At 61.5% G+C, this 10642-nt stretch carries 9 protein-coding genes and 1 pseudogene; 8 read left to right on the forward strand and 2 right to left on the reverse strand.

Going from position 1 to position 10642, the window contains the following annotated elements:
• Positions 1–53: 53 nt before the first annotated feature.
• From GOACH_RS14615 to GOACH_RS14630, 4 genes are read left to right on the forward strand one after another with little or no spacing between them, the layout of a single operon-like run.
• A complete protein-coding gene (locus GOACH_RS14615) occupies positions 54–512 on the forward strand; it encodes a hypothetical protein (RefSeq protein WP_157227732.1) in 459 nt (152 codons plus the stop codon).
• Complete coding sequence (locus GOACH_RS14620; protein WP_005176060.1) at positions 509–2677, forward strand: helix-turn-helix domain-containing protein; 2169 nt, start codon at positions 509–511, stop codon at positions 2675–2677. Before GOACH_RS14615 ends, GOACH_RS14620 begins: the two co-directional genes overlap by 4 nt.
• An 8-nt stretch (positions 2678–2685) precedes the next feature.
• Positions 2686–3741: an AAA family ATPase gene (locus GOACH_RS14625; protein ID WP_005176063.1), complete on the forward strand. Its 1056-nt coding sequence runs from the start codon at positions 2686–2688 to the stop codon at positions 3739–3741.
• 27 nt (positions 3742–3768) lie between these two features.
• Entirely contained in the window at positions 3769–5409 is a 1641-nt protein-coding gene (locus GOACH_RS14630) for a TniQ family protein (protein WP_005176065.1), read from the forward strand.
• Here the strand turns inward: GOACH_RS14630 and GOACH_RS14635 are convergent.
• Positions 5396–6025 (reverse strand): hypothetical protein, encoded by a 630-nt coding sequence (locus GOACH_RS14635; RefSeq protein ID WP_005176067.1) that lies wholly within the window; start codon positions 6023–6025, stop codon positions 5396–5398. The two genes, GOACH_RS14630 and GOACH_RS14635, sit on opposite strands and share 14 nt — an antisense overlap.
• Positions 6026–6396: 371 nt before the next feature.
• Here GOACH_RS14635 and GOACH_RS14640 point away from each other — a divergent pair, with 371 nt between their 5' ends.
• On the forward strand, positions 6397–6615 hold the full coding sequence (locus GOACH_RS14640; protein WP_157227734.1) for a hypothetical protein: 219 nt from the start codon (positions 6397–6399) through the stop codon (positions 6613–6615).
• A 179-nt stretch (positions 6616–6794) separates the two neighbouring features.
• Here the strand turns inward: GOACH_RS14640 and GOACH_RS14645 are convergent, their stop codons facing one another.
• The gene (locus GOACH_RS14645; protein WP_281168905.1) at positions 6795–7616 is read right to left on the reverse strand and encodes a TniQ family protein; all 822 of its coding nucleotides are present in this window, start codon (positions 7614–7616) and stop codon (positions 6795–6797) included.
• 557 nt (positions 7617–8173) lie between these two features.
• Here GOACH_RS14645 and GOACH_RS14650 point away from each other — a divergent pair.
• The 3 genes and pseudogenes from GOACH_RS14650 to GOACH_RS14660 form a co-directional block, all read left to right on the forward strand.
• Entirely contained in the window at positions 8174–9808 is a 1635-nt protein-coding gene (locus GOACH_RS14650) for a zinc-ribbon domain-containing protein (RefSeq protein WP_083859072.1), read from the forward strand.
• Positions 9809–10134: 326 nt separating this feature from the next.
• Positions 10135–10323 (forward strand): hypothetical protein, encoded by a 189-nt coding sequence (locus GOACH_RS14655; protein ID WP_040518781.1) that lies wholly within the window; start codon positions 10135–10137, stop codon positions 10321–10323.
• Positions 10320–10642, forward strand: a pseudogene (locus GOACH_RS14660) (IS21 family transposase); the annotation flags it as partial. The gene GOACH_RS14655 and the pseudogene GOACH_RS14660, both read left to right, overlap by 4 nt.

A 10642-nucleotide genomic window follows, 5' to 3' on the forward strand; every position in this document is an offset into this window, starting at 1 on the left:
AACTTGAGTCCGGCCTCGAACACGACCTGCACCGACGGCTCGATCGCCCGACGGTGTCGAGCCGACTGCTACCCCAACCGTTTCGGATCTCTCTGCCAACGGCAGGTCTCCACACGCCTGATCTTCTGCAGATCTCACCTCTGGGCGTCACTGTCTGGGATTGCCGATCGGACGACGACCAAGACGGCGCGTTTCTGAAGAAGTCGGCCGAGACGGCGGATGCGGCCGCTGGAGTGGGGTGGGACTACCGCGTATTCACCGGAATGTCGGTGTGCGAACGATTGAATCTGATACAGCTCAACGGGTTCCGTCGGCCATGCGAATGGACTCACAAGTATGTCGACGTCATTCGCGCAGCAGCCGCAGCGGGTACGTCGATGCACGCGCTATTCGATCTCGACGACGGATCGGGTGAACTGAAGTCTGCCCTGTGGCACATGATCTGGCGTGGGGACGTCGCGATCGACCTGTGCTCGCAGATCACTGGTGCCAGCAGGGTGTGTGCAGCATGACCAGGGAGACCCTCGAAATCGGTGCACGCGTGCTCATGCCCAACGGCATGGGACTGCTCACGGCGATCACCGCACGCAACTACACGGTGCGTGACGCCACGGGAGCCCAGTACACAGTCCCGTGGGAAGAGTTCCAGACTGCGCGCCGCGTCGACAACGGGAAGTTCGCTGGAATGCACCAGGCGCTGCTGCCGTGGTGGGATTCGCTACCTGAGAGCACGCGAGAGAATGCCCTGCTCCGGCTCGAAGTGGTGCAACTGATCGAGACCGGGTTTCGGGACGGATTCGTGGAACTCGCACGAGCCGACGAACCGCAGTGGCCATACGACCCGTGCGAAAACCAGTCACTGAACACCAAGGCTCAACACGCGGCAGACACACTCAGCAGAGCGGCAGGTCTCGATTCCAAGAAGCTCCACCGCCAAGCTTACGGCGACATCAAGTCGACAAACGTGAGTGTCGCGACGGTGAAACGGTGGGTTCGGAAATGGAAAAGAGAAGGTATCGCTGGGCTCGTCGATCACCGAAGCGACCGCGCCACAGCAGACTTCGACCGCGTGTCACCGCTCTATCGTGCGGCCGCAGACCGTCAAATAGCCGCTCTTCAAGGAGACCTGAGTGCGGTGAGCCAACGTGAACTGGACCGCCGAATACGCGTGGACCTCAAGAAGCGCGGCCAAGATGACTGCACGCCCGCGCGAGCCACCGACCGCTACCTCAGCGAACTCATGCGAGCCAATGGCAAGACACCCCGTGCGCACCGCTCGCGGCGACTACGCGAAGTGGCGGGCGACAAGTGGTACCCCGCTATCCGGCCGGGGCAAGTCGTCGCAATCGACGCCACCCGCTGCGACAACCTCGTCTACGACGAATTCGACGGCACCGCCCGCAGCGTTCAAATCCTGTCGGCAATTGACGTGAAAACCCGCGTAGTGCTCGCATGCAGAGTGTGTCCAATGGACGCGAACAACACCGACCTCGCGATGCTGCTCTACGACATATTGAGACCATTCCACATGCTCGTCGAGGGAACGACCGTCGACCACTGGAGATGGGCGGGCCTGCCCGGGGCGATCGACCTCAGCGATTCCCACGCAGTGTTCCCCGGACGTGGCCGCGGCCGACGGACTGTGAAAGGCCGACCACTCGACGGCATTCACACGATCCCTTCAGTCATGCCTGATGGCGTGCGTGTGGACCGCGGATCTATCAACGTCTCCAAGCAGACACAACTGCTGCTACAACAGCTCGGAGTTGACCTACTTCCCAATCGTGGAGGCAAGAGCAACGACAACGCGCACATTGAACGCTGGTGGGAGACAATACAAGCTGCGGTCCAGCAGATCCCGGGATATAAGGGAAGGAACCCCAGTCAACGAGGCCTTCTGGCAGCCGACGAGCCGCTGCTGACCGCGAGCCAGCTCGAAACCACGCTGCGCCGCTGGATAGCACTGTCCTATCACCGTGATCCGCATTCGGGACTGACCCTCCCCGAAGCCCCCGACGTGAAGCTCTCTCCGCTGGAGATGTTTGACTGTGCGCTCGAAGCCACTGGGCGCATCGACGTTCCCCAACGTCACGACCTGCTCTACCAGTTCCTTCCGGTGGTGTGGCTGACACCCACCCCCACCGGGGTAGAGCACAAGAATCTCGTATACAGCTCAGAACTGGTGCGTCAGTACGGGTCAACCCACACTGGGCAGTTCCGGCCCGAGGATCGTGCGATGCCGTTCTTCGTCGACGCCAACGACCTATCACAGCTGTGGTTTCCCCATCCCGAAACCGGGACGATCACCGAAGTTCCCTGGCGGGGAAGAGATTTGACCGCAGCACCCATGACCGAGAAGGTCATGGACGCAGTGACCGCGAAAGTGCGGCGGCGGGGTGGCCGCGATTCCCTCTCCCGAGAGACCTCGTCGGAGGAGATCCTCGACCAACTCGGGCAGCTCATGGACGCACGCGACAGCAAAGCAGTCGTCGCACGTCAAATGTATGCCGCACGTCTGCGTGTGGAGGCGTCCGTAGTCGAACACGCCCAAGCCGCAGCCGCCGCGCCCGCAGTCGCGACGCTCGCAGCGCCAACAGATATCAACGCCTCTCTACCCCCACAACCTGATGTCGATGACGACATCTGGCCCGACTACACCAACCTCGACACCAACTAGGAGTAACCATGTACAACATCGAACTGCACAACTTCTTCGCAACGACCGGTCCCGCGGCGCCGCAACTGGCACACCGGGCTGTCCCCGAGCTCAGTGAAGACGACAAGGACCTCATCATCGACTGGCTCGACTACCTGTTCGTCGCGTCTGACGACACCGACGAAGTTGACCGTGCGCTGAACAAGATCATCGCTAGGAACAGGCGCGCCCGCCCCGGCGCTAAGACGATCCCCATCCTCACTGCACCCAATGGCACCGGCAAATCCACTTTCATGCTGGAGTGGGGCCGAAAGTATTACGCCGACCACTTCACCGGCACGCAACTCGACCCATTCACCGTCCCTACCCTCGAAGAAGACGGGCTGATCATCGAAGAGTGCCCGATCGTGTACCTCAACGTTGACGGAAACATGGGGGCCGCTGATCTGAACAAAGCGATCTGTGCGTTCTTCAGATTGGGCACCTATGGAACCAAAGCGGAAGTGGGAGAGCGAGCTGGCCACGCATTGCGCACTCATCGAGTGCGCATCCTCATCGTCGACGACGCCCACTTCCTCAACACGCGAAAGATCCTCGGACGAGAACTGCTCGACCACATCAAGAACCAGAACACCGAACTGGGCGTCGTGGGAGCCACCCTGATTCTCGTGGGCGCAAACCTCGAAGGTGGACCGATACTCGAAGACCCCCAGATCACATGCCGCTCGAGGACGTTGGCATTTCATGACTACGGCACCACAGATGCGGCCGGTATGGCGGCATGCCAACGTTCACTCAAGCGGATCGAACACACCCTCCGCCAGCACATTCCCGGCATTCGCGAAGACTCTCTGTCGCGGGTGCTTGCTGGCCGCATCACCGAACGAGTCGGCGGCCGCCACGGCGACATGGCCGGACTCGTCCGCGAAGCCTACAAATGCCTCCTCGAGGACGAGGGCGCAACCTGGTTGAGTAAACAGCACATCAACGACGCGGACGTACCCGACCGCATCAGGAAGCGCGAGCAGCAGCAGGCTGCCCCCAGAAAAAAGCGGCACTCTCTCCGCAAGATCAGCACGATATAACGTGCTGTGCCACTCCAGCATCCCTCGATGCCGGTACGCCCACACGTGCAGCCGAGCGAGGCACTCGATAGCTATCTCGTCCGGCTTGCACGGACAAACGGACTCACACCGCGGGCCCTGAGTCAGGAGATCACGGCCCGCGCAGGCGCTCCCGTGATCAACGGGCGCGCAGTCCTAGCCGGATACACGCCCATGTCGGCGATCGTCACCACGATCGCCGACATGGGCGGGCTGGCGTCGGGGCACGTCATCGACATGACACTCGCGCGCTACCTCCACGGTGACGCTCCTGGACCCGGAACCCGACTGCCGTGGACCCCCAGACACGGAACCGCCATCTGCCCGCAGTGCGTCGGCACCCACGGGTTCTGGCCGATCACCTGGCGCCTGCCGCAATTGGCCGTATGCATCGAACACCGACTGGTGCTGCACACGATGTGCCCGCGCTGCGGAAAGCCTTTCCGAACGCGCAGAACGCCGCCGTTGCCGAACAGCCTCCTGGAGTGCGATAGCCCGATCTCGGGGTCGGGGACGTTCGTCGAAACGTGTGGACAACGGCTCGATGCCTTGATGCGAATCGATGCCAATCCCGCGCAGGCGGATGCTGCGGCCATTCTCCTGGCGGTCACCCATGACGGACACGACATGCAGGTGGCCGGTAAAGCCTCATCCGCGGTTGATTACCTGTCCGACCACTATGCGCTCGTGCTTCTGCTGACGCACCTGGCAGCCAGCGGCAACGGCGAAGAGTATTACTGGGCGAAAACCATTCGCGACGATGCTCTCGCCCGCAACGCGTCCAAGCAACAACTTTCGCGGTCACTACCGCTCGACATGGTCGCTCGCGCAGAGATCTTGGCCCTCGCCACCGAAATGCTGACGCGCACAACCGTCGCTGAAGTAGCGCACCACCTGCGACTATTCGCGCGAATCATCCCGTCGGCGCCAGCGGGACCTCGCGCATGGCTGCTCGGCCACACGCGCCGAACCCCTTTCATGGACGAACTAACGCGGGCAGTCGTTGCTCCCGAGCGGTCTTTCTCCTATCAACTCGACCACTCGCCTTCTACGGGAGGCGTGGGGGCAAGGCACATACCGCAGGCGATCTCCGCACCGGTGTATGAGCAGTACTTCGCTGATGCACTTGGTGTCACGGCTGATACCGGTCGCGTGTTCGTGTCGTTGTGTTTGGCCCGCAGAACACTGGCGTCGGGCACCTGGGTGTCGGCCGGCGAGCTGATCGGCATACCGCCGCGCGTAGCACGCCAAACTCCGATGAATGTGTCGCCTCGACTGAAGGTGCCGATAACCGAACTCGTCGGCAGAGTCATCGCGGTCGAACCGTTGTTTGCACAATCACCGCCGGACTACCGCCAGCGCGAACAGCTAGTGCTGCAACTGGTTGAGCTGCGCGAACTGTGGTTTGACCCGTGGCGTCACCAACACAGGATTCCCGGCGCAGCCGACAACACCTTCGCCAACACATGCGAATGGCTGTGGAGCACGTATGCGCTCGGACTTCCCTACAGTCAGCGATGGGCACACGGCTGGAACAACGAACGACGATACCGCTATCGACAGTGGTGCGATCGCCTGCCGAGCCGGGTCTCAACGGCGACAGTACTGTCGCGACGCCGTCTCGCCACTTGGGGCATCACGCCTCGATGAGCAGATCACTACTGCCGTAGACCTCCTCCCATTCACCCCACTCAAACGCACTAACGTCGACCCGTGGCCGTGCGGGGGCCACAAGGATTGACAGCTCCCCCGAACGATCGAGACCGACCAAGCCGATCCCGTATTCCGCCGCTTCCAGCTGCGCGATGGGATCACAGGCGGGCGCGCTCATGACCAGCATGCGGGCACATTGATTGGCGAAACGACTTGCGTCTGTCAGCCCGCGATCCCAGTCATCATCGACAACGACGACACCGTTCAACCGAAGCGCTGGCGACGCACGCCGGACGATGGTCGCCGCGGTCACGTCGGCAAGCCCCGCAGGAAGACCGTGCTCGATGACAGCTTGCTCGCGCAGGTTCAGGTCGCAGATCGCCACCGGTTCGTTGAGCGGCAAAGCGCACATCAGCTCTAAAGCACCGGTACTAGTGATGGCCCCCAGCCCGGTTAGTCGCCGCCGCCTTACTTCGGCGCGATCGATCGTCACCCACAGTGCGACATCCTCGACGCCGAGAGCATCGGTGACGACAACCGAGGAAGCCACGTTCTGGCCCATCGTCAATTCCAATGCCTGGCAGGCGAGTGCGTGTGTTTCCGATGCCGACATAGTTCCTGTCCTTCGTTGTGTCCAAGAACGCTGGGTATGCGTCTATTTGAGACACTACGACAGTTCTTCCTTGATGCACGTGTTGCTAACACGACGTACATGGTCACTGATACGATCAATTAGTGGCTAATAAATACAAAACTCCGCCACCGGGTGTGCCTGGGGCACCCGACCCGAACCGCCCCTACCTCAGCTTGTCCGAAGCCGCCCGACTCCTGAGCAAGGACAAACGAACAGTCCAGGCTCAAATTCTAAACCGGGACATCGAGGGTGGTGCGACTCCGCGACCACAGCGACTGCAGTGGTGGGTGTACCTGGATCAGGTTCTGGAACGGATAGCACCGGGAATGGAGGCACACAGTCCCCCGACAGTGGCCGAGTCTTCCGAGTCGGCGGACGACCGATTACTCCAAGCCAATGTGAAGCTAATAGAGACAAACCTCGCCCTGCTTGACGTCCTACGCGCCAACCGGAAAGCGCAGCACAATCATCGCGCTGCGAGGCAGCTGCTCGATAACGAGCAGAATCGGGCAATCGAGACTGCGATCGACAACCTGCAGGAAACGCTAGCGTTCATGGTGGGCGGCTGAAGTCGATTGCCTTCGTATGGATGCAACGAGACTGTGATCGCAGGCCGAACTGTCTCTGGGTGTGCGTCGTGCGCTCTTGCCGGGCATCGATTATCGAATGACCCGAGGCCTGTGTCGCTGGTCGTCGAGGGGTCTCCGGATCCCGGAAATCTGAAGCACCGTGCTTATCAGGCGCGCCATCACGTGGGCTGGCAGTACGTCCAGTAGCGGTACAGCGGCTTGGCCCGACTCTTCTGCCATAGTTCCAATGCGGCCACAGCCGTGGTTGGCGGGTGGATAGGAATCATTCCGTGGTTCTCGTAGTCGCGACCACTCAGCTCGACCGCTTCGGCCAAGGCAATCGCCTCGGGATCGCGCAGCCGGTGCATTTTTCTGCGCATCAGGTCGCGATACATCCGATCGAAGTGGCCCATAACATGCGTCGTGCGTGCAGTGCTGGTGGTGGCGAACTCAGTCATCTGATTCTGTATGTTCAGGGCGCGAGCCGACACGGGTAGTTGCTCGTTACAGCCGTTTGTGAGCAGGACCCGACACCTGGTGCAGGCGAAGGATGTGGGCAGGTACCAGTAGCGGGATTCGGTCTGGTCCGCGCATAGCGCGCAGTACTGGAGCCGTCGTGTGTTGAGGCACATGGCAAGAAAGCCGCTGCGGCGATGGGCGAACGCTGGCGCGGTATGACGCAACAGATCCTCAGAAGCGATCGACAGGCGTGCTGAAATGCATTTGAGGACTGCGGGTTTGGGGTCCATAAAGTACTTGCCCGAGCTGCCGGTGATGGCCTTTGTCGGAACGTAGTTGGCGTTGGCTGCACGCCGGACAATGGAGTTCAAGGACTCCTCGGGCTGGGGCACGACCCGGATCGGAAGGCTTTGGGATGCTATTTCGTGTGTGGTCACAATGACTTCTCTGTCGTCGCTGCGTCGAAACGCATGCTGTGGCGGGGTGGGCGCTACTTCGTAAGCGGGAGCGCATTCCAGCAGTGTGACAGAAGTTGTGCTCATGCCCTGTGTCTCGTGCAACCAAAAGTGTTGTACCTAGCCAACTTTTGGTTGACAACAACACCCTCCCAGGTGGTGGCACCTACACCTGGCCGGGTGGTGCTGCGTCGGCTGTGGACTGGTCGCCCACGAGATCCTGGTACACGGGTAGCCGCCAACTGATCGGCACATTTCCTCAAGTGTCGCAATGGTTGCCTGGCGCTTTTGGTGGGGTGCTGGCGTGTCCCGAGCGATCCATCCCGGGCATCGGCACGCGTAAGAAGTCGACTAGTTCCGGTGCGGCCTCTGGATCTAGGAACATCAGACATCAGATTCGGTCCGATCACGCCGGTGCGTCAACGCGCGCCGACCGCCGATGGCTAACCGCCGACATGGGTTGCCCGCGTGTGCGACTCTTGGATTCGGCATGATGTCTGGCGTGGTGACGTCAGGGTTGAGCGATGACTAGCGATAAACAGATGTGCTCTACGCCGGGTTGCGGCCGACCTGCAGTGTTTCGAACACGCAGCAAGCCTTCCTGGTGTGGAGAATGTATCGACGAGATTTTGCGCATCGGTGGGATGAAGGCGATTGAGCCCGTACAAAAGGCCACCACGTTCACCCTCATGGAATGCCTGGAGTGCGGCACGCATACGCACAACAGACTGGAGTACGTCGTTGGAAACAACAGTGCCCGGCTGCAAACGTGTCGAGCTTGCCACTGGCGGGAGTGGGGCGCGATGCAGCGCTCGCACCTCTATTTCGTCGCACCCACCACCGACGAAGTCCGGACCACGGCTGAGGAGAACGGCTTCGAGTACCTCGGGCCGCTGACGAATCCGTCCCAGGCTGGAGATCCGCATCATGTGCGGTGTCGTCACTGTGGTCGGCTCACCGCGGAGCGACAGGCGGACATCGGTTTCGGATGCCCGTGTTCACGCAACGGCAAGTCAGCCGCACGCGCGACGGTTAGTGCTTCGCGGGCCCGTACGCGGACAATGCTGTTCAAAGACTCCGACGCCCAAGCAGACGAGTGGTGGGATCATACAGAGAATTCAGAGGTGGACTACCAAACGGCATCAATCAAGGCCACTCGCGAGGTGGCGTGGAAATGTCCGACGTGCTCGCACCGGTTCACCGCGCCGGTACGGGAGATGGTTGACAGGCTCGCCTGCCCACGTTGCGAGCAAGAGAGCAGGGCGAATTGGCAAAGAGAATACGCTGCCTTGAAGCGCACCTCGGTCGCCGAGGTTCCGCTGCTCGCAGCAGCCTGGGACGATCCCGCCGATCCCGCGACAGTGCCCGTCGCCGGTCATGTCCGCCTCTACCGCCTCGTGTGCCAGAACGGGCATCACCCACGAATCAGCCCCCACACTTTTCTGGAGTCAGGGTGCCCGCACTGTCGGGCGGCCCAGACCCGTCGTTCCAAGACCAAGCCGCGGTTGGCGCAGGAATTCCCGGAGATAGCGGCGCAGTGGCATCCCACCAGAAACGGGCGATTGACCGCTAATGACGTAGGAAGCGACTCGAAGAGAACCGTATGGTGGCGCGATAGTCAGTGCGGGCACGAGTGGAGTGAGGTTGTGGCGGTCCGCAACAAATACCGTCGTGATCTGTGCCCGCGGTGCCACACGATTCTCGACTCGCTGGCATATCAGTACCCGCTTCTTGCTGCCGAGTGGTCGCCCAACAACCCTCTTTCGGCGTGGCAGGTTCGGCCACACGGCACTACATCATTCGAACCCGAATGGGTGTGCCCGAACGATCCGTCTCATGTGTGGAAAGCGACGCTGTCCTCTCGAACCACCGGAAGTGACTGTCCGGAGTGCCGCGAGGCGGGCAAATCCCGCATCGAACTCGACTACCTTGCGGCTGCGAAAGCGACGTTCGGCAGAGCAAGGTCGGGAGCCAAACTGCAAGCGCCCGAGTTTCATCGACGCCCATCATGGACAGTTGACATCACCGTGCCGTTGAAGGACGAACCAGCCCTCGTGATCGAGTATGACGGCAGCTATTGGCACCGAGATAAAGCCGAGATCGACCGTGCCAAGAGTATGGATCTTCTCGCGGCTGGTTATCGTGTTGTGCGCCTGCGAGAGAATCCCCTCCAGTCTTTGCACATCCTGGACCCGAGATACACCGAAGTGACTGTGTACGCCGACGCACCTACTCCTGGTGCGGTAATGACCGAGATCAAGAGATTGATCTCCGGGTGACCCCCGCATTCCGGCCAGAGGTCCTAGCCGCCTGAGCGGCCGGAGAAGACGATGGCGAGCTTGCGGCGCACTAGAGTTCCCCCGCCTGGGCGCCGTGGTTGGCCACGGAGCTGACGCCCCACCATATTTCTATCGACTTCGCACGCCGCCGTCCTACCGCAAAGGGCAACACCGGTCGGTCACGGTTTGTCATTTGCCACGGTGAAGGGACCGCTGTGGGCTGATTTTTGCCATGGGGATGGGACCACCTGGATTGCCAGTAATGGGACCACCGGCGCGTTGCGCTGGTGGTCCTTCGTTTTGTCCGTTGACTCGGCTGTGACGACGTGTCATGGAAGGTCGGCGGCATGGGCTATCGGGAGGTTGCTGTGGAAGAGATCAGAGAAGTCCTGCGGTTGTGGCTGGGCCTGGCGGTGGGGTTACCGTCGCCGGGGCTGCGCACGATCGCCGCGCACGCGGGGGTCGACCGCAAGACGGTGCGCCACTACCTCGCGGCCGCGCAAGCTGCGGGGTGACGCGCGAGTCAGGGGCGGCGGGGCTCACCGATGAGGTGATCGGTCAGATCGTGGCCGGAGTCCGTCCGGCCCGCCCGAATGGGCATGGGCAGTCCTGGGAGCTGTTGGTGCCGTTCACCACACAGATCCGGGACTGGGTGGCCGGGTCGGCAGATGCGAAACCGTTGACGGTGACCAAGATTCACGAACTGCTCGGCCGTCAGGGGTGTGTGGTTCCGTATCGGACGTTGGTGTGGTTCGCCACCGCTGAATGTGGGTATCGGCGCACGGCCACCTCGATGCGGGTCGCTGACGGTGAGCCCGGAGTCGAATGCCAACT

Source organism: Gordonia aichiensis NBRC 108223 (genome assembly GCF_000332975.1).
GTDB classification, from domain to species: domain Bacteria; phylum Actinomycetota; class Actinomycetes; order Mycobacteriales; family Mycobacteriaceae; genus Gordonia; species Gordonia aichiensis.

Coding starts and splice junctions, on each gene's coding strand:
- GOACH_RS14620 (WP_005176060.1), top strand. CDS start 509: ATGACCAGGGAGACCCTCGAAATCGGTGCACGCGTGCTCATGCCCAAC.
- GOACH_RS14625 (WP_005176063.1), top strand. CDS start 2,686: ATGTACAACATCGAACTGCACAACTTCTTCGCAACGACCGGTCCCGCG.
- GOACH_RS14630 (WP_005176065.1), top strand. CDS start 3,769: ATGCCGGTACGCCCACACGTGCAGCCGAGCGAGGCACTCGATAGCTAT.
- GOACH_RS14635 (WP_005176067.1), bottom strand. CDS start 6,025: ATGTCGGCATCGGAAACACACGCACTCGCCTGCCAGGCATTGGAATTG.
- GOACH_RS14645 (WP_281168905.1), bottom strand. CDS start 7,616: ATGAGCACAACTTCTGTCACACTGCTGGAATGCGCTCCCGCTTACGAA.
- GOACH_RS14650 (WP_083859072.1), top strand. CDS start 8,174: ATGAAGGCGATTGAGCCCGTACAAAAGGCCACCACGTTCACCCTCATG.